The organism is Streptomyces sp. 8K308 (genome assembly GCF_004348315.1).
GTDB lineage: Bacteria > Actinomycetota > Actinomycetes > Streptomycetales > Streptomycetaceae > Streptomyces.
Genome location: NZ_SMKC01000113.1, coordinates 1 through 18,813, shown reverse-complemented (window position 1 = coordinate 18,813; position 18,813 = coordinate 1). Strand labels below are relative to the sequence as shown.

Here is an 18,813-nt window from a genome sequence, read left to right as displayed (position 1 = left end):
GGCCGTGACCTCGCGGTGAGTGGGGAACGCTCGCACCGGAGGGCGTCCGGGGCCGGCGTCCCTTCGAGCCGCTGGCCCCGGCAGGGGCTAGTCACAGAACGCGTCGCGCACCGCCGGTGCGTGCGTCGTCCACCAGACGACGAGCGCGGCGGCCGCCGCGAACTGCGGGTCCGCTCGCTGGTCGCGCCGCTCGTAGTGCCACCGCAGCATCCAGAAGTCGTTCAGCCGCTCCCACCACACCCGGTGCACGGCCGCCGCCAGCTCCGCCGGCGAGGCGCCCGTCGCCGCGCGGTAGGCGCGCGCGTAGGCGCGGACCTTCGGCAGCGCCAGGCTGCCGTCCGGCCGCAGGAAGAAGATGGCCGCGGCGCGCACCGCCTCCTCCGCGCGCGGTTGGACGTCGAGCCGGTCCCAGTCGACGATCGCCACCGGCTCCACGGGGCCCTCGGCCCGGTAGAGCAGGTTGAGCGGGTGGAAGTCCCCGTGCACCCACCCCTCCGCGGGGACCTCGGCGGGCCCGGGCCGCAGGTGGGCGTGGGCGCGCAGCAGGACGCGGCGCTCGAGCAGGCGGTGCTCGGCCAGCTCGTCGAAGCCGGTGCGCCGGGGCCTGGCCCTGACCCGGCCGAGCAGCTGGTCGATGACGGCGTCCGTTTCGGCCGGCGCCGCCGCGCCCCGGCAGGCGGCGCGGGGCCTGGGCGCGCGCCATATGACGAGTTCGAGCGCCCGGTGCACACGCCCGAGCAGCGCGCCGAGCCGGCGGCTCTGGGCCCGGCTGAGCTGGCCGCCGTCCCGGTGGCGGCCCTCGATCCAGGGGTGCAGCGCGTAGCAGCGGTCCCGGTGCACGACGACGGTCCGCCCGTCGCGGTCCGCGAGCGGCGGCGCGACCGGCAGTTCGAGCTCCGCGAGCGCCGCGGTGGCGCGGTGCTGGCGGAGCAGCGGTGCTATGTCCTCCGGGTCCCCGTCCAGATGGTGTTTGAGGAAGAAGACCCCGCGGGTGGTCGCCAGCCGGTAGCCGTGGTTGAGCAGGCCCTCGGTCAGCGGCGCGCACTCCAGCGGGCGGCCCGTGTCATAGCGGCGCACCAGTTCGGCGAGGGTGCGCTCCTCCAAGCGCCTCACGTCTCAGGTTCTCAGGCGGTGCCACCGGCGGGGTCGGCGCCCGTGGCGGTACCCGTCGCGCCCTCGGCACCCCCCACGTCGGCGCCACCGACGTTGGTGCCCGGGTCCGTGGTGGTGCCCTCGTCGGCTCCCTCGTCCGTCTCGCCGCCATCGTCGCCCTCCGTGGTGCCGCCGTCCGTCTCGTCCGGAGGCGTGGTGGGCGTGGTCGGCTCGCCGGTCGGCTCCTCGGTGTCCGGGGTGGTCGGCTCGACGGTGTCGGGGTCGGTCGGCTCCACGGTCCCGGTGTCGTCGGTCCAGCCGCCGGTGGAGTCGCTCGGGTAGTAGGAGTCGCCGGTGTCCTCGTCCTCTTCCGCCTCCTCCTCGGAGGCGGACGGGCTCTCGTCCGGCGACTGCTCCGGCTCCTCCTCGGTTACCGTCGGCGTGGGGTCGCTGTTCGGGTCCTCCTGCTCGCCGCCGCCCACGTTGGCCGCGACCAGCACGCCGGTGCCGATGGCGACCACGGCGGCCAGTGCCACGAGCAGCAGCCGGCCCCGGCGCCCACCGCCCCGGCGGGGCGGCTCTGCGCGGCCCGCCTCCGGGTTGCCGAGCAGCATGGGCGCGGTGAGCTGGCCGGTCGGCGCCTCGACGCCGCCGCGCGACGCCCGGGTGCCCATGGGCGGGGTGGCGCCGCCGGTGATCGAGCCGGTGTTCCACAGGCCGCCGGTGTGGCCGCCGTGCTCCTCCAGCATCCGCAGCGCGTACTGGATCATGCCGCGCATCTCTTCGGCGGACTGGAAGCGGTCGTCCGGGTCCTTGGTGAGCGCCCGCATCACCAGGCCGTCGAGCTCGGGCGGGGTGGTGCTCGACACCTCGGACGGCAGCCGCGGGGTGTCCTGCACATGCTGGTACACGACGGAGAGCGGGGTCTCGCCGACGAACGGCGGCCGCAGCGCCAGCAGCTCGTACAGCAGGCAGCCGACCGCGTACAGGTCGGAGCGGGTGTCGACGGTCTTGCCGAGCGCCTGCTCCGGGGAGAGGTACTGGGGGGTGCCCATCACCATGCCGGTCTGCGTCATGGTCTGGGCGGCGCCGTGCAGCGCGCGGGCGATGCCGAAGTCCATCACCTTGACCGCGCCGGAGTCCGTGATGATCACGTTGGCGGGCTTGATGTCCCGGTGCACGATGCCGTGCTGGTGGCTGTAGGCCAGGGCCTCGAGCACGCCGGAGACGATGACCAGCGCCTGGTTGACGGACGGCGCCTCGGCGTCGATCAGCAGCTCCCTGATGGTGCGGCCCTGGACGAGCTCCATCACCATGTAGGGCGTCACGCTGCCGCCGACGACCTCCTCGCCGGAGTCGTAGACGGCCACCACCGCGTGGTGGTTGAGCCCGGCGACCGACTGTGCCTCGCGGGTGAACCGGGCCTTGGAGACCGGGTCCTCGGCGAGGTCGGCGCGCAGCAGCTTGACCGCCACGGTGCGGCCGAGCCGCAGGTCCTCGGCGGCGAAGACCTCCGCCATGCCGCCTCTGCCGAGCCGGTGGGTGAGCCGGTACCGGCCGTCGCCGACCAGCCCGTTGTTGCCCCACATCTCCGGCGTATCGGGCACCTCGTTGCCGGCGGCCTCGGGGTTTCCGTCGCCGGAATCCGCGGCGCCATGATCCTGTGCCATCAGTCCTCGCCGTAATCGCTGGATCGCCCAGCCATCAAACCCGCTCCGGGGGCGCGATGACAAGTTGGGTGGTCATGTCGACATCGCGTGAAGGGTGTTACGAACCGTGCGCGCGTGTTCGCGGCGTGTCACGGTCGGGTCGAGCGGGCCCGGCTCAGTGCGCCAGCGGGAAGCTCGCCAGGATGCGCTCCGCCAACTCCGAGTCGCCCTCGACCTTCAGCCGGTCGGCCACCCGCTTCGCCTTGGTCCGCCCGCACACCAGGCGCGTGAACGTCTCCCAGTCCATGGTGAAGGTCACGATCGGGCCGAGCGACGGGCTGCGGTCCACCGAGCCGACGCCGTCCTCGTCGACCCGCACGGTGCGCAGGAACTCGACCGGTCCGCTCACGTCGAAGACCACCGCCGACTTCTTCGGCGCGCCCGCGTGCTCCGCGACCACCTTCGGCAGCTTGTTCAACATCACGTCCCGCGCGATGTGCGCGGCCGGCGAGTTGATGTTCCCCGGCTGCCGGAGCGCGCGGCGCAAATCCTGCTCGTGGATCCAGACGTTGAAGACCCGCGCGGTGAGGAAGTCGGCCAGCGGGATCTGCCCGTGCAGCGGGTGCGTGATGAGGTCGTCCGGCTTGCGGCGCTCGTTCCGCAGCTGCCGGGAGCGGCGGATGATGACGTACTCGAGCTCGCTGGTCATCTCGGGACCCGTGTGGTGCCGGCGCACGTCCACCTGGACCTCCAGGTAGCGTGTCGTCTCGTCGACCACGTGGAACAGGTCGCGCGGCAGCGTGTGGATCGGCCGGGGGTCGCCGAGCGCCTCGCACTCGCCGCCGATCACGTGCGAGACGACGTCCCGCACCGACCAACCCGGGCATTCCGTCGGCCGGTTCCACTCGCCGTCCACGAGCGATGAGACGAGCTCGGATATCGCCTCGATGGATTGGGTCCAGGCATCGATATACGGCTGAAGGCTCGGGTGCGGCACGGTCACGGGACCCCTCGTGGCGGTTTCGTCGCTGCTCTTGGCGGGCTTGGCGGGCTTCGGCGGAAGCGGGCTTGGGTGTTCACACGTTACGCTGCGCGGGGGCAGCCGGTGAATGCTTTCCGTAGGACGAATCCTAGGGGGCTCCCGCCTCGCGCCTCACGCCCCCGCGAGGAAGGCGGCCATGGCGTTGGCCAGCAGATAGGGATCGACGGCCGCGCAGAGTTCGCGCGCCGAGTGCATGGAGAGGATCGCCACCCCGACGTCCACCGTGGCGATGCCGTGCCGGGCGGCGGTGATCGGGCCGATGGTGGTGCCGCAGGGGACGGCGTTGTGCGAGACGAACGTCTGCCAGGGCACGCCGGCGCGCTCGCAGGCCGCCGCGAACACCGCCCGGCCCCTGCCATCGGTGGCGTAGCGCTGGTTGACGTTGGTCTTGAGCATGGGGCCGGCGCCGGCCATCGGGTGGTGGCCGGGGTCGTGCCGCTCCTCGTAGTTGGGGTGGACGGCGTGCCCGGTGTCGGAGGAGAGGCAGAACGAGCCGGCCAGCGCCCTGGCGCGGTCCTCGACGTCGCCGCCACGCGCGTGGACCGAGCGCTCGAGCACCGTGCCGAGCAGCGGTCCCTCCGCGCCGGTGTCGGAGACCGAGCCGTTCTCCTCGTGGTCGAAGGCGGCGAGCACCGGGATGTGTCCGAGGCCCTCGGTGCCGGCGACGGCGGTGAGCGCGGCGGTGCCGGCGTGTACCGAGACCAGGTTGTCAAGACGGGGGCCGGCCAGCAGTTCGCGGTCCTTGCCGAGGTAGGCGGGCGGCTCGACGCTGTGCGTCATGAGGTCCCAGGCGACGACCTCGGCGGCCGGCAGGCCGGCCTCGGCGGCCAGGAACTCGATCAGCTCGCCCTCGAGCGGCCGGCCGATGCCCCACAGCGGCGTCATGTGCCGCTGCCGGTCCAGCTTCAGCCCGTCGTTGACCGAGCGGTCCAGGTGCACGGCGAGCTGCGGGACGCGCAGCAGCGGCCGGTCGACGTTCACCAGCACGGCGCGGCCGTCGCGCAGCGTAAGCCGTCCGGAGAGGCCGAGGTCGCGGTCGAGCCAGGTGTTGAGCAGGGTGCCGCCGTAGATCTCGACGGCCAGCTGCTTCCAGCCGGCCCGGCCGGTGTCGGGGATCGGTTTGATCCGGAGGTTGGGCGAGTCGGTGTGCGCGCCGAGGATCCGGAACGGCGAGGCCGGGGTGGCGCGCTCCGGCACGTACCAGGCGATCAGCGCCCCGGCGCGCTGCACGTAGCGCCCGCCGGCGGTGCCGTCCCAGGCCGCGGTCTCCTCGACCTGCCGGAACCCGGCCTTCTCCAGGCGCAGCGCGGCGTTCGCCACCGCGTGGTACGGGGAGGGCGAGGCCGCGAGGAACCCCATGAGGTCGTCGGTGTGGGCCAGGTCGAACGGAGCGCTCATTTCTTCAGGATACGGAGCCGCCGCCCGCCTGGCCCGGTCTCGTCCCGCATTGTCGCCGGTATCTCATTCCCGCAGGCTGTCCAGCAGGTCCCGCAGCGCGGTGTGGTCGACGTGGCCGTACTCGTCCTGCGGTCCTGTGCCCTGGACGCGGTCCCCGGCCTCGTCAGCCGCGGCGAGCACGTTGTCCACTGTCGGTTGGGAGAGGACGCGGTTCTCGAGGCTGGAGTCCTCGGCGTAGATGCCCTGCTCGATGAACCGGGCGACGCCGCTGCTGTTCTCCCACTGTCGATCGAACATCTGCTGGGTGAAGTTCGGGTCTTTGAGCAGGTCCATCGCGGTGGCCCGGTTCTCGCCCGCGCTGGCCAGCATCTTGGCGCTGCCGGTGTTCTCGACCACGTTGTCGGGCTCGAAGTCGAACCACAGGAACTCGTCGGGCTCGTACTGCTGGCTCGTTCGCTCCTGGACGTCGAGCGCGGAGAAGGCCAGTCGCCGGCTGTTGCCGTCGTCGGCCGGCACGGAGGAGCGCTCGACGAGGTTGCCGAAGCCGTTGTACTTCTCCAACCCCTCCCGGAACGCGTCGGAGTCCGGGTCGTTCTCGAACAACGGCCCCTCGAGCTGGCTGAGGTACGGCGATATGGCGCGGTGGGCGTCCTGGATGCGAGGGGCGTCCGGATCCGGCACCCGAATGTCGTGGTTGAGCATCATCATCACGCCGTTGCCAACCGCCGCGTGGGCTCGCCCCACTTGGAGCGCGCCCTCCCCATGCTCCTCGACGACGTTTCCCAGCGCGGCGAGGCCGTCCGGTCCCAGCGTGGCCAGGAACTCGTCCAGGTAGCGGCCCTCGGCGTCGCTCAACTGCCGTGGCCCGGCGGTGGCGACGTTCTCCAAGACGTCCTTGACCATGGAGAACAGGGTTCGGGTGTAGAACTCAAGCCTTGCCGGGTCGCCGCCGAGAGCCAGGGCCTCCTTGAGCGAATCGGCCGCGTACCTGGCCATCTGCGGGCTGGTCCACAGGTCGAGCGGCCCGGCGGTGAGGTCGTACCCCAGGTCGTCGAGGTCCTTCCCGTACCGGGTGAGCAGGCCGCGGTAGTCCTCGATGTCGCGGCTGATGGAGCCGTGCGCGTACTCGGCGTCGTCGGCCGCCATCCGCAGGTACTTGCCCCTGATCTCCGAGGCGAGCTGGGGGTCGTTCGGGCGGCTCTCGTCGGTGTACTCGACGGTCACCCGCTCGCCGCCCACGTAGTAGTGGCCGTTGGTCCGGTTCACGTACTCGGCCTGGGCCGCGGCGAGGTGCTCGGCAAGGCGCGGGTCGAGGTAGTTCTCGATCATCGAGCGCACCTCGCGCTCGGTGTTGGTGGCCACCTCCATGGCCTGGGTGAGGTAGCGGGAGACCTGCTCCATTTCCTCACCGCCGTCGGAGAGTTCGGTGGCCGTCCGCGCGTCGCGATCCGCGCCGTCCACCACGGTCCGGCCGTCCTGGCCGCCCGACTCCTCGGCGATCTCGGTGGCCGCCTCGGCCAGGTCCTGGGTTGTCGACGCCTCGCCGGCGGCCCGCTGGTACACCCGGGCGGTCTCGCCCATGTCCTCGGGGTTGATCTCCGCGGAGAACTCCCGCTGCAGCCGCCAGGGCGCGACCCTGGCCGCCGCCTCGACCTCGTCCCGGGTGAACGTCAGCCCATCCATCCGGCCACCTCCGTTTGCGGATTTGCTGGCTGAACGTTAGGCAGTCAGCCCTCGGCTGTCCACGCCAAGTGATCTTTTCTGAGCGCAACTTGAGGCTCACCCGCGCAGACCCCGACGCCGGACACGAAGCCGGCCCCCGGCGGCGTGGGAGTGCCGGGGGCCGGTGGCTCGGGTGGTTGGAGGGCCTAGAAGGCGGCCTCGTCGAGGTCCATCAGGGAGAGGTCGGTGGCCTCGGCGGTGGCGCGGGCCACGGCCACGCCCGGGAGGACGGTGGTCGCGAAGTGGCGGGCCGCGGCGATCTTGCCCGCGTAGAAGGGCTGGTCCTTGGCGGAGGCGGTCGGCAGCTTGGCGGCGGCCACGGCCGCGCCGCGCAGCAGCAGGTAGCCGACGATGACGTCGCCCGCGGCCATCAGGAAGGCGGTGGTGTTGAGGCCGACCTTGTAGAGGGAGCGGACGTCCTTCTCGGTGGCGGCCAGGTCGGTCAGCAGCACGCCGACCAGGGCCTCCAGGTCGCCCACCGCGCGGCCGAGCTGGTCGCGGGCGGCGGCCAGCTCCTCCTGTCCCGGCGCGTCGGCGAGGAACTTCTTGATCTCCTCGGCGATCGCGGTCAGCGCCACACCCTGGTTGCGGACGATCTTGCGGAAGAAGAAGTCCTGGCCCTGGATGGCGGTGGTGCCCTCGTAGAGGGTGTCGATCTTGGCGTCCCTGATGTACTGCTCCAGCGGGTAGTCCTGGAGGTAGCCGGAGCCGCCGAGGGTCTGGAGGGAGTGCGCCAGCTGCTCGTAGGACCGCTCGGAGCCGTAGCCCTTGACGATCGGCAGCAGCAGGTCGTTGATCGCCTCGTCGGCGCTCGCGTCCTCGCCGGCGTGCTGCTTGACGAGGATGGCGTCCTGCACGCTCGCCGTGTAGAGCACCAGGGAGCGCATGCCCTCGGCGTACGCCTTCTGCGTCATCAGCGAGCGGCGCACGTCGGGGTGGTGGGTGATGGTGACGCGGGGCGCGGTCTTGTCGGCGAACTGGGTGAGGTCGGCGCCCTGGACGCGCTCCTTGGCGTAGGCCAGCGCGTTGAGGTAGCCGGTGGAGAGGGTGGCGATGGCCTTGGTGCCGACCATCATCCGCGCGAACTCGATGATCTTGAACATCTGGCGGATGCCGTCGTGCTTCTCGCCGAGCAGCCAGCCCTTGGCCGGGGCGCCGTGCTGGCCGAAGGTGAGCTCGCAGGTGTTGGAGATCTTCAGGCCCATCTTGTGCTCGACGTTGGTGGCGTAGACGCCGTTGCGCTCGCCGAGCTCGCCGCTGTCCCAGTCGAAGTGGAACTTGGGGACGACGAAGAGGGAGAGGCCCTTGGTGCCGGGGCCGTGGCCCTCGGGGCGGGCGAGGACGAAGTGGATGATGTTCTCCGAGAGGTCGTGCTCGCCGGAGGTGATGAACCGCTTCACGCCCTCGATGTGCCAGCTGCCGTCCTCCTGCCGGACGGCCTTGGCCCGGCCGGCGCCCACGTCGGAGCCGGCGTCCGGCTCGGTGAGCACCATGGTGGAGGCCCACCGCCTGTCCACCATCAGCTGCGCGATCTTGCGCTGCTCCTCAGTGGCCTCGTCGTAGAGGACCCGGCCGAAGGTGGGGCCCGAGCCGTACATCCAGATGGCCGGGTTGGAGCCCAGCACGTTCTCCCCGGCGGCCCAGACGAGGGAGCGCGGCGCGGTGAGGCCGCCCAGCTCCTCGCCGATGCTCATCCGCCACCACTCGGCGTCCATGTAGGCGTCATAGCTCTTCCGGAACGACGCCGGCACCGGCGCGGTGTGGGTGGCCGGGTCGAAGACGGGCGGGTTGCGGTCGCCGTCCTCGTAGGAGGCGGCCAGCTCGTTCTCGGCCAGGCGCGCGATCTCGGAGAGCATGTCCCTGGCGGTCTCGGGGTCGGTTTCGGCGAAGGGGCCCGTGCCGTAGACGGCGCCGCGGCCCAGGACCTCGAACAGGTTGAACTCGATGTCGCGGAGATTCGACTTGTAGTGCCCCATGGCGAACGACTCCGTATGTGGTGGGAGAAAGGCTCTTACCGGCAGGTAACCACCAATGATGCTACCCACGGGTAATAAGAAGCAAGCGGAAACCAGTCAAGTGTGAGTCAGTAGGCTTTCCACTCATGTACGGCTACGACAACCAGTCCGCCTACGCGGGCCAGCAGCAGCCCTACGGGGTCCAGCAGCAGCCGCTCGCGGGGTACGGCGGGCAGCAGCTCTACCCCGAGCAGCCGCAGCCTGCCGCGCCCGCCGCCCCGCCGCCCGCGCCGCCGTCCCTGGCGGACGCGCTGCGCGCCTACACCTCGGGGGCGATGTCGAGCGAGGAGTTCCACGACATCTTCCTCGGCGCCAAGATCTACTGCCCGCGCGGCGAGAACCCGGGCTTCCTGGCCCTGCACAACACCCAGCAGCCGGTGATCCCGCTGTTCACCTCGCTCAAGGAGCTGCGCCGCTACGCCGGCAAGGAGTCCCGCTTCTTCACGGTCACCGGCGGCGAGGTGCTCGACCTGCTGCCCACCGGCTACGGCTTCGCGCTGGACATGGAGGGTGAGCACCGCCTGGTGCTGGACGCCAAGTCGGTGGAGGAGATGGTCGACTACACGATGCGGCGCATGTACGGGTAGGCGCGTACGCGGGCTGGCGGCCGTGCGGGCGGGCCGTGCGGGAGCAACCACCCCTCGACTTCTGTTTAGCATTCAACTAACCTGAGGTCAGTCGTCGAGGAGGTCCGTCGTGCCAGCGATCACCGTTGACAACCCGCTCACCCTGCCGCGCGTCGCCGCGCCCGCGCCGACCGCCGTGGCCCGCCCGGTCCGCGCCGTGTCCACCGCGCCCACCGGCTTCGAGGGCGAGGGCTTCCCGGTCCGCCGCGCCTTCGCCGGGATCAACTACCGCAACCTCGACCCGTTCATCATGATGGACCAGATGGGCGAGGTGGAGTACGCGCCCGGCGAGCCCAAGGGCACCCCCTGGCACCCGCACCGCGGCTTCGAGACGGTCACCTACATCATCGACGGCGTCTTCGACCACCAGGACAGCCACGGCGGCGGCGGCACCATCACCAACGGCGACACCCAGTGGATGACGGCCGGCTCCGGACTCCTCCACATCGAGGTCCCGCCGGAGCACCTGGTCGTCTCCGGCGGCCTCTTCCACGGCCTCCAGCTGTGGGTGAACCTCCCGGCCAGGGACAAGATGATGGCCCCCCGCTACCAGGACATCCGCGGCGGCAACGTCAAGCTCCTCACCTCCCCCGACGGCGGTGCGCTGCTCCGCGTCATCGCCGGCGAGCTCGACGGCCACCAGGGCCCCGGCATCACCCACACGCCGATCACGATGATCCACGCCACGCTGGCGCCGGGCGCCGAGGTCACGCTGCCCTGGCGCGAGGAGTTCAACGGCCTCGCGTACGTGCTGGCCGGGCGCGGCTCGGTCGGCGCCGAGCGGCGGCCGATCCAGCGGGGGCAGACGGCCGTCTTCGGCGCCGGCTCCTCGCTGACCGTCCGCGCGGATGACACGCAGGACTCCCACACCCCGGACCTGGAGGTCGTCCTCCTCGGCGGGCAGCCGATCCGTGAACCCATGGCCCACTACGGTCCGTTCGTCATGAACACCCGCGAGGAGCTCCAGCAGGCCTTCGAGGACTTCCAGAAGGGCCGTCTCGGCACCATCCCGGCCGTGCACGGGATGTCCGAGGGCGGCAGGTAGGGCGTCGGCGGCGCCGCCGCCGACCCGGCGCGGAATGTTCACCAGAGCGTCCATCGCGCGACCTTGACCGGCAACTCCCCCCATCCGACCCCTGGTTACCGTCCCGCCCATCGTTTTCTGCGGCAAAGGCGGCACTGAGACATGGGCGATGTGGGATTCAGCCTCGCGAACCTCGAGTTCAGCGTCGCGGACGTCGAACGATCGGGCTGGCGGCCCTGGGAGACCCAGGAACAGTTCGCGGGGGAGATCGACCCCGCCGACATGGCCGAGACGGCCGCCGTCTACGCCCGCGCCGCCGCCGAGGGCGCCACCGCGGAGAACCTCGCCGAACGCGCGGACGCGATCGGCGCCGAGGCCGGCGGCCTCGACGGCGCCTCGCTCGTCGACGCCGACTACCGCATCCGCGACACCCAGCGCGACCTGCGCCCCGACGAGCTGGAAGGCGTCCCCAGCATCCTGGTCAGGGCGATGAACCGCGCCCTGGACGCCCGGGACGAGGTCTTCGACCTCGTCTACGGCACCGACGGCGTGAACGAGCGCTACAGCCGCCACGTGGCCGAGTCCCGCAACGAGTACTACGGGTGGGTGGAAGCCGCCATCGCGGCCGTCCGGGCGCTGCCCGTCTCGTTGAACGGGGCCCCGCCCTCGGTCCCCGTGACCCTGCCGGGCCACGGCACCCGAGTGGTCCAGCCGGTCATCGGCCTCGACGGGGTGCCCCAGGTCCCGTCGCTCGAGTCCTGGGCGCCGGAGATCCGCCAACGCCACCTCGACGACGCCGTCGACGACGCCCACACGGCCATGGGCGAGATCAACGACGCCATCAGCCAGTACCGGCTGCGCCTCATCGAGCTCGCCGGCGAGCTGGACCAGGCGGACTACGCCGTAGCCGACGGGCCGCTGCGGGACCTGTGGATCAACGAGGGGATGGCCCGCGCCACCGCCGAGGGGCTCACCGAACTCCTCGGGAAGAACGGCACGCCGGCCCCCGGGGAGGTGGAGCCCTTCCTGACCGGCGTCGCCAGCATCCTCGACGGCGTCTACCAGGAGTACGGCGGCTCCGGCCGCCCCGAGGCCGCCCGCGACCTGACCCGGGCCGAGCAGGCGTACCTGACCACGTTCTACCGCTACCTCGACACCCCGAACGCGCTCGGCCTGGTCGACTGGGAACGCGGGGCCGCGTCGGAGGAGGAGGCGGCCGCCCGGCGGGAGGCCGGCGAGCGGCTCCTGCGCGTCACCGCCGACGGCGCCCTCACCCTGCTGAACCCGGGCGTGGGCGGCCAGGAGTGGAACTCGCACATCGCCCCGCCGACCGTCCCCCAGGCGCTGATGCCCCTGACGTACGGCCTCGGGCAGGGGCGCACGGCGGAGGAGCTCGGACTCTTCACGTTCCAGGAGGAGCAGCGGGACGCGGAGTACCGCGGCCTCACCAACCTGCTGAGCCACTCGACGATCACGCCAGGACAGGACCTCGCCACGAACGCGGCGTACGCCGCGGTCGGATCCGAGTGGCTGGCCAAGAACGACCCCTACGCCAGCGAGGCGACCCGGCTCGGCGAGGGCAACGTCGAGCTGCTGGAGCTCGCCGCGCGGCGCCCGGAGGCGGCGACCAGCGCGATGAGCGACCCGGACTTCGCCCGCGAGCTCCTGGAGGGCTTCTACCAGCCGGGGCTCTCGGAAGGCGGGCGGACCGAGCCGGTGGCGCCGGCCGTGTCCGAGTTCGTGGAGTCGACCACGAGGTTGCCAGAGGGCGTCGACCCCCGGCTCAGCGCGGAGGGCCGCGCCCACGCCGACGCCGCCTTCTCCTTCCTCTCCGCCGTGGACGCCGGGCACGGCCAGGCGTACCAGGAGGCCCCCCTCGTCCGGGACCTCGCCACGACGTGGGGCGAAGCCGACCCCGAGCGCTTCGGCCGCTTCGAGCACCTCAGGAACTTCGTGGACGAGCGGGAGACGTGGGAGACCACGGACTGACCTGACGTGCTCGCGCGCCCGACCCCCCGGGTACCTTCGGTGGCATGACCACGGACGACCAGTCCCTCGGCCCCCTGTCCACCGCCCCGCCGGCTGACGTGGACATCGCGATCGTCGGGGCCGGCCTGATGGGCTCGGCCGCCGCCTGGGCCGCCACCCGGCGCGGCCGGTCCGTCGCGCTGCTCGAGCGGTTCGCGATCGGCCACGACCGCGGCTCCTCGCACGGCAGCGCGCGCATCGTGCGCCGCGCCTACGCCGACCCGCTCTACGTCCGGCTGACCGGCCGGGCCATGGAGCTGTGGCGCGAGCTCGAACAGGACGCGGACGCCCGGCTGTTGCGGATCACCGGCGGCCTCGACCACGGGCCGGGGCACGAGCCGGAGGCGGTGGCGGCCGCGCTCGCCGCCTGCGGCGTCGCGCACGAGACGATGCCGGCGGCCGAGGCCGAACGCCGGTGGCCGGGGCTGCGGTTCGAGGGCACCGTGGTGCACCAGCCGGACGCCGGCACCGTGGACGCGGCGGCCGCGGTGGCCGCGTTCGTCGAGCTCGCCCGCCGGCGCGGCGCCGACGTGCGACCCGAGACGCCCGTCACCCGGATCGTGGTCGAGGGCGAGGACCTGGCGAGGATCGAGACGCCCGCGGGACCGCTCACCGCCCGCCGCGTCGTGGTGGCGGCCGGCGCCTGGACCGCCGGGCTGCTCGGCGACCTGCTGCCCCTTCCCACGCTCACCGTCACCCAGCAGCAGGTCTTCCACTTCCCGCGCCGCGAGGCCGCGTCCGCGAGCTGGCCGGTGGTGATCCACGACGGCGAGCTCTCGGTCTACAGCCTGGCCGGCGGCCGCGACGGCGGCCCGGGCGACGCGCGCAAGATCGCCGAGCACCAGGGGGGTCGCGCCACCACGGCGGAGACCAGGGACGGCCTTGTCGACCCGGCCGCCCGGGCCCGGATCACCGACTACGTGCGGCGCTGGCTGCCGGGACTCGAACCCGAGCCGTTCAACGAGGCCACCTGCCTGTACACGTCGACGCCCAACGAGGACTTCCTGCTCGACCGGGTCGGGCCGCTCGTGGTGTGCTCGCCCTGCTCGGGACACGGCGCCAAGTTCGCCCCGCTGATCGGCGAGGTCGCCGCCGACCTCGCGGACGAACGCCCGTCCCCCGACCCCCGGTTCACACTGGCGGCCCACCGGGCCTTCCGCCCCTGACCCGACCCGCGCGGTCTCACCGGCCCTCACCGGGCCACGGGTTGTCGCTCGTGGAGCTCGAACCACGTGGTCTTGCCCATGCCGCGCGGCGCAGAGCCCCAGGAGTCGCACAGCGAGTCCATCAGCAGCAGCCCGCGACCCGAGGAGGCCAGCTCGCCCGGCTCCCGCAGGTGCGGCAGCTGGTCGCTCGGGTCGCTGACCTCAACCCGCAGCAGCCGGTCGCCCGGCGGGCCGCTCAGCTCGGCGACCAGCAGCGCGTCCCCGTCGGTGTGCCGCAACACGTTGCCCAGCAGCTCGGACAGCATCAGCACCGCACCGAACACCCGCTCCGCGTCCTCCCACTCGTGCAGCATCGCGGAGAGCTCGCGCCGCGTCTGGGCGATCTTGGCCGGCTCCGACTGCCCCACGGACAGCACCACCCGCCGCACCCTGGCGGCCTGTTCCGGCGGGCGCCCGCCGACGCCCGCCGGGCGGCGCAGCAGCACCAGCGCGATGTCGTCCCGGTCGCCCTCGGCCAGCGGCGCGGCCGCCGCCACCGCGCTCGGCGGCACCCGCACCGCCATCGCCTGCACCGACTCGATCAGCGTGTCGGCGAGGCCGTCCAGGCGCAGCCCGCTGAGGCCGCGCAGCGTCGAGCCGAGCCGCGCCCACCCCGCGTCCAGGTCGCCGTGGCCGGTCTCGACCAGGCCGTCCGTGCACAGCAGCAGGATCTCGCCCGGCTGGAGGTTGAGCCGGGTCGTCGGGTAGTCGCTGCTGACCGCGTCCACGCCGCTGACGCCGAGCGGCAGTCCGCCGGCCGTCGGCCGGGTCAGCAGCGTGCCGTCCGGCAGCACCATCCCCGGGTCCAGGTGGCCGGCCCGCGCCACGTCGAGCGTGCCGGTCGGCGGGTCCACCTCCAGATACAGGCAGGTGGCGAAGCGCGGATCGTCGTTCTCCGCGTCGCCGCTGGTCAACGCGGTCAGGAAGCGGGAGGCGCGGGAGAGCACCGCGTCCGGCCGGTGGCCCTCCGAGGCGTAGGCGCGCAGCGCGATCCGCAGCTGCGCCATCACGGCCGCCGCCCGCACGTCGTGCCCCTGCACGTCCCCGATGACCAGCGCCACCCGCCCGGAAGGCAGCGGGATGACGTCGTACCAGTCGCCGCCGACCCGCAGCCCGCCGCCGGTGGGCACGTAGCGGGCGGCCACCTGCATGCCGGGCACGACGGGACGGGCCGCGGGACGCATGGTGTGCTGGAGGTCGGCGGCCAGCTCACGCTCGGTGTCCTGCAGGAAGGTGCGGGAGAGCGCCTGGGCGAGCAGCCGCGCCAGCGTGGACAGCATGGCGCGGTTCTCGACCGTGAAGTCCACGTGGTAGGTGAACGCCACCAGCCAGCAGCCGATGATCCGGCCGGCCACCACCAGCGGCAGATAGGCCCAGGAGGCCCGCCCGTACTGCTCGATGACGGGCCAGTAGCGCGGGTAGCGCTCGGCGTACTCCTCGGGGGTGCTCACATAGACCGCGCGCCCGGTGCGCAGCGCCTCGGCCGCCGGGTAGGGCTCGGCGATGGGCATGGGGAAGCCGAGGCCGCTGGTGTCGATGGGGGTGCCGTGGTACTCGGCCATCCAGATCCGGTCGCCCTCCCGGGAGTAGATCGCGATCCCGTCCGGCGCGAAGCCCGGCATGGCCAGGGCCGCCGTCACCCGGAGCACCTCCTGTGTGGTGCCGGCCTCGGACAGTGCCTGCCCCGCGTCCAGCACGAACGCCTCCCGCGCCCGCTCCCACTCCCAGTCGCCCTCGCCGCCCCCGGTCGCCGGCACCTCTGTCAGGGTGCCGGCGAGACCCTCGCCCTCCATTCGGTTCAGCCGGACGCGCACGGTGCGCAGCGGCTCGCCCCGCTCGTCCACCACCCGGAACTCGCACTCCGCGATCCGGCCCTCGGACTGTTCCATGGTGATGACGCGCTCCACCTCCATCCAGTCGTGGATGGGGATCCGGGACCTGACGGCGGCCTGCGGCAGGGTGGCGGGCTCGGCGGTGTGGCCGAGGAGCGCGGCCGCGGTCGCGTCGAGCACGGCCACGCCCCGGACGTTGTCCCAGACCCAGATGCCCGTCCCGGAGGCGGCCAGCACGTCCTCGGTGCGCACAGTGACCCATCGTATTCCGGTTTGACATGTTATGTCGCTCAGCGTCGGGCAGGCGGGGAATCGGGGCGAGCGGCCCCGTAACGCGGCGGTAGTCTGAGAGGCCGTTTCCCACACTCGGCTAACAACCTGGATGAGCGATGCATCGGTACCGGTCCCACACCTGCGGTGAGCTGCGCGCCACCGACATCGGCAAGGACGTCCGGCTGTCGGGCTGGCTGCACAATCGGCGGAACCTGGGTGGCATCCTCTTCGTCGACCTGCGCGACCACTACGGCATCGTGCAGCTCGTCGTCCGCCCCGGCTCGCCCGGCTACGACGCGGTCAACGAGCGGCTGAGCTCGCTCGCCAAGGAGACCGTGCTGCGGGTGGACGGCACCGTGGTGGGGCGCGGCGCGGAGAACGTCAACCCCGAGCTGGCCACCGGAGACATCGAGATCGAGGTCGGCGAGGTCGAGGTGCTCGGCGGCGCCGAGCAGATCCCGTTCACCATCAACGCCGAGGACGGGGTCAACGAGGAGCGCCGCCTGGAGTACCGCTTCCTCGACCTGCGCCGCGAGCGCATGCACCGCAACATCATGCTGCGCAGCCAGGTCATCTCGGCCATCCGCCGGAAGATGACCGACCAGGGCTTCACCGAGCTGGCCACGCCGATCCTCTCGGCCACCTCGCCGGAGGGCGCGCGTGACTTCCTGGTGCCGTCCCGGCTGCACCCGGGCACCTTCTACGCGCTGCCGCAGGCGCCGCAGCAGTTCAAGCAGCTGCTGATGATCGCCGGCTTCGACCGCTACTTCCAGATCGCGCCGTGCTTCCGCGACGAGGACGCCAGGGCGGACCGTTCGCCCGGCGAGTTCTACCAGCTCGACATGGAGATGAGCTTCGTCGAGCAGGAGGACGTCTTCGCGGTCATCGAGAAGGTGATGACCGAGCTGTTCGAGGAGTTCGGCGGCGGACGGCACGTCACCTCCCCGTTCACGCGCATCCCGTTCCGCGAGGCGATGCTCAGGTACGGCTCGGACAAGCCGGACCTGCGGGCCAGGCTCGAACTCGTCGACGTCTCCGAGGTGTTCGCCGGCTCCGGCTTCAAGGCGTTCGCCGACAGGCACGTCCGCGCGCTGGCCGTGCCGGACACCGCCGACCAGCCGCGCAAGTTCTTCGACCAGCTCGGCGCCTTCGCCATCTCGCTCGGCGCCAAGGGCCTGGCCTGGGTGCGGGTCGGCGAGGACGGGCGGACGCTGACCGGGCCGATCGCCAAGTTCCTCACCGAGGCCGACGCCGCGGCGCTGCTCGGCGCGGTCGGCGCGACCGCCGGCACCTCGATCTTCTTCGGGGCCGGCGAGTTCGACGAGGTCTCCAAGATCATGGGCGCGGTGCGGGTCGAGGCCGCCAAGCGGGCCGGCCACTTCGAGGAGAACGTCTTCCGCTTCTGCTGGATCGTCGACTTCCCGATGTTCGAGCGGAACGAGGACACCGGCGCGGTCGAGTTCTCGCACAACCCGTTCTCCATGCCGCAGGGTGGCCTCGAGGCGCTGAACAGCAAGGACCCGCTCGACGTGCTGGCCTGGCAGTACGACATCGTGTGCAACGGCGTCGAACTGTCCTCGGGCGCGATCCGGAACCACGAGCCGGACATCATGTACCGCGCGTTCGAGATCGCCGGCTACAGCCGGGAGGACGTGGAGCGCGAGTTCGGCGGCATGCTGCGCGCCTTCCGCTTCGGCGCCCCGCCGCACGGCGGCATCGCGCCGGGCATCGACCGCATTGTGATGCTGCTGGCCGACGAGCCCAACATCCGGGAGACCATCGCCTTCCCCCTCAACGGCAACGCGCAGGACCTCCTGATGGGCGCCCCGAGCGAGGTCACCGAGGCGCGCCTGCGGGAACTCCACATCTCCCTGCGGAAGCGGTAACGGCTGCGCGCTTGGCGTAGGCCGCGGGACCGGGCCTGCGGCCGGTGCGCTGCCGCTGCGCGCTCGGCGTAGGCCGCCGGCCGCAGGGCCCTGACAGATGGCCTGTGCGGGGCCATCGCCGTCTCCGGCGGTGGCTCGTCGACGCGGGCGGCCGTCAGTAGTGGTAGCGGGCCTTGATGATCTTTACTTCCTTGTCGTCGGCTCGATAGACGAGCCGGTGCTCGTCATCGATCCGACGTGACCAGTAACCCGTGAGATCGCCTTTGAGAGGCTCGGCCTTTCCGATGCCCTCGAAGGGAGTGCGCTGGATTTCCGCGATCAAGCGCGTGATCCGCCTGGCCATCTTCCTGTCCGACGCGAGCCAGAACAGGAAGTCGTCCCAGCCGGCCGGGCCGAAGTTGACGTCCCTCACGCCTCGCCCCCGGCCATGTCTCGAAGCTCGTCGAGCGTCCTGGTGACTCCGGGCTCGCCCGCCCTGTCCCGGGCGATCGCCTCCATGAGCCGCTGAGCGTTGGCAGGCGAGCGCAGGAGATAGACGGTCTCCTGCCAGGAGTCGTAATCGTCCGCAGACATGAGGACGGCGTCCCCTGCCTTGGAGGTGATCCGTACCGGGTCGTGATCCGTGTTGACACGTTCGATGAGTGGGAAAAGGCTCTTCCTGGCCTCGCTGGCACTGATGCTCATGCGCTGTGCTGTCCCTTCCATCCGGTCTCACGAGGTGGTACGACATTATCGTACCGTAGTGGTACCGAATTACGGTACCGTGGCGCGTCACTGGCCGTGACCTTCAGGACGTCTGGCTGTCGTCGCGAAGCGCTCGTGTGCTGTTGATCGATGAGGGCCGGGGCACAGCGGGCCCCAGGGAACGCCTGGTAGGCATGGCGTATGGAGGATCTCGCACGGCTCCGTGACGTCGAGCAGGCCGCGGCCGGCGACGGACATCCGGTCTGGGCCGCCCAGGGTCAAGGCGGTGACGCCCTGGGGCCGGGGGTAAGGGCCTGGTGCCACGGTGCGGCGCTGG

At 71.9% G+C, this 18,813-nt stretch carries 14 protein-coding genes; 5 read left to right on the top strand and 9 right to left on the bottom strand.

The window, feature by feature from the left end; translation table 11 throughout:
* Positions 1-87: 87 nt before the first annotated feature.
* From E1265_RS17395 to E1265_RS17370, 6 genes are all read right to left on the bottom strand, one after another.
* On the bottom strand, positions 88-1,113 hold the full coding sequence (locus E1265_RS17395; RefSeq protein ID WP_243740879.1) for a phosphotransferase: 1,026 nt from the start codon (positions 1,111-1,113) through the stop codon (positions 88-90).
* An 11-nt stretch (positions 1,114-1,124) separates the two neighbouring features.
* Positions 1,125-2,681 carry a protein kinase gene (locus E1265_RS17390; protein WP_132931226.1) on the bottom strand — a complete coding sequence of 519 codons (1,557 nt, stop codon included), beginning with the start codon at positions 2,679-2,681 and terminating at the stop codon, positions 1,125-1,127.
* A gap of 235 nt (positions 2,682-2,916) precedes the next feature.
* Complete coding sequence (locus E1265_RS17385) at positions 2,917-3,744, bottom strand: maleylpyruvate isomerase family mycothiol-dependent enzyme (RefSeq protein ID WP_132931224.1); 828 nt, start codon at positions 3,742-3,744, stop codon at positions 2,917-2,919.
* 150 nt (positions 3,745-3,894) lie between these two features.
* Positions 3,895-5,181 carry a M18 family aminopeptidase gene (locus E1265_RS17380; RefSeq protein WP_132931223.1) on the bottom strand — a complete coding sequence of 429 codons (1,287 nt, stop codon included), beginning with the start codon at positions 5,179-5,181 and terminating at the stop codon, positions 3,895-3,897.
* Positions 5,182-5,244: 63 nt separating this feature from the next.
* Complete coding sequence (locus E1265_RS17375; RefSeq protein ID WP_132931222.1) at positions 5,245-6,864, bottom strand: hypothetical protein; 1,620 nt, start codon at positions 6,862-6,864, stop codon at positions 5,245-5,247.
* Between the two features lie 185 nt (positions 6,865-7,049).
* Positions 7,050-8,879, bottom strand: a complete 1,830-nt coding sequence (locus tag E1265_RS17370; RefSeq protein WP_132931221.1) for an acyl-CoA dehydrogenase — start codon at positions 8,877-8,879, stop codon at positions 7,050-7,052.
* 125 nt (positions 8,880-9,004) lie between these two features.
* On the opposite strand from E1265_RS17370, the gene E1265_RS17365 reads away from it, so the two are divergent.
* The 4 genes from E1265_RS17365 to E1265_RS17350 all read left to right on the top strand — a co-directional run bounded on the left by E1265_RS17365 (position 9,005) and on the right by E1265_RS17350 (position 13,762).
* A complete protein-coding gene (locus tag E1265_RS17365) occupies positions 9,005-9,505 on the top strand; it encodes an SseB family protein (RefSeq protein WP_132931220.1) in 501 nt (166 codons plus the stop codon).
* 118 nt (positions 9,506-9,623) lie between these two features.
* Entirely contained in the window at positions 9,624-10,589 is a 966-nt protein-coding gene (locus E1265_RS17360; RefSeq protein ID WP_132931225.1) for a pirin family protein, read from the top strand.
* A gap of 141 nt (positions 10,590-10,730) precedes the next feature.
* The gene (locus tag E1265_RS17355; protein WP_132931219.1) at positions 10,731-12,557 is read left to right on the top strand and encodes a hypothetical protein; all 1,827 of its coding nucleotides are present in this window, start codon (positions 10,731-10,733) and stop codon (positions 12,555-12,557) included.
* Between the two features lie 44 nt (positions 12,558-12,601).
* The gene (locus E1265_RS17350; RefSeq protein WP_132931218.1) at positions 12,602-13,762 is read left to right on the top strand and encodes an FAD-dependent oxidoreductase; all 1,161 of its coding nucleotides are present in this window, start codon (positions 12,602-12,604) and stop codon (positions 13,760-13,762) included.
* A gap of 26 nt (positions 13,763-13,788) precedes the next feature.
* Here the strand turns inward: E1265_RS17350 and E1265_RS17345 are convergent, their stop codons facing one another.
* Complete coding sequence (locus E1265_RS17345) at positions 13,789-15,885, bottom strand: SpoIIE family protein phosphatase (RefSeq protein ID WP_132931217.1); 2,097 nt, start codon at positions 15,883-15,885, stop codon at positions 13,789-13,791.
* Positions 15,886-16,022: 137 nt separating this feature from the next.
* Here E1265_RS17345 and aspS point away from each other — a divergent pair, with 137 nt between their 5' ends.
* Positions 16,023-17,792, top strand: a complete 1,770-nt coding sequence (aspS, locus tag E1265_RS17340; protein WP_132931216.1) for an aspartate--tRNA ligase — start codon at positions 16,023-16,025, stop codon at positions 17,790-17,792.
* Positions 17,793-17,946: 154 nt separating this feature from the next.
* Here aspS and E1265_RS17335 read toward each other — a convergent pair whose 3' ends face one another.
* Positions 17,947-18,204: a Txe/YoeB family addiction module toxin gene (locus tag E1265_RS17335; RefSeq protein WP_132931215.1), complete on the bottom strand. Its 258-nt coding sequence runs from the start codon at positions 18,202-18,204 to the stop codon at positions 17,947-17,949.
* Positions 18,201-18,476 carry a type II toxin-antitoxin system prevent-host-death family antitoxin gene (locus E1265_RS17330; protein WP_132931214.1) on the bottom strand — a complete coding sequence of 92 codons (276 nt, stop codon included), beginning with the start codon at positions 18,474-18,476 and terminating at the stop codon, positions 18,201-18,203. The genes E1265_RS17335 and E1265_RS17330 overlap by 4 nt, the downstream gene beginning before the upstream one ends.
* Between the last annotated feature and the right edge of the window lie 337 nt (positions 18,477-18,813).

Bases quoted from the DNA above. Each gene is read 5' to 3' on its own strand.
- E1265_RS17390 (WP_132931226.1), bottom strand. From the start codon at position 2,681: ATGTGGGGCAACAACGGGCTGGTCGGCGACGGCCGGTACCGGCTCACC.
- E1265_RS17380 (WP_132931223.1), bottom strand. From the start codon at position 5,181: ATGAGCGCTCCGTTCGACCTGGCCCACACCGACGACCTCATGGGGTTC.
- E1265_RS17375 (WP_132931222.1), bottom strand. From the start codon at position 6,864: ATGGATGGGCTGACGTTCACCCGGGACGAGGTCGAGGCGGCGGCCAGG.
- E1265_RS17370 (WP_132931221.1), bottom strand. From the start codon at position 8,879: ATGGGGCACTACAAGTCGAATCTCCGCGACATCGAGTTCAACCTGTTC.
- E1265_RS17365 (WP_132931220.1), top strand. From the start codon at position 9,005: ATGTACGGCTACGACAACCAGTCCGCCTACGCGGGCCAGCAGCAGCCC.
- E1265_RS17355 (WP_132931219.1), top strand. From the start codon at position 10,731: ATGGGCGATGTGGGATTCAGCCTCGCGAACCTCGAGTTCAGCGTCGCG.
- E1265_RS17350 (WP_132931218.1), top strand. From the start codon at position 12,602: ATGACCACGGACGACCAGTCCCTCGGCCCCCTGTCCACCGCCCCGCCG.
- aspS (WP_132931216.1), top strand. From the start codon at position 16,023: ATGCATCGGTACCGGTCCCACACCTGCGGTGAGCTGCGCGCCACCGAC.
- E1265_RS17330 (WP_132931214.1), bottom strand. From the start codon at position 18,476: ATGAGCATCAGTGCCAGCGAGGCCAGGAAGAGCCTTTTCCCACTCATC.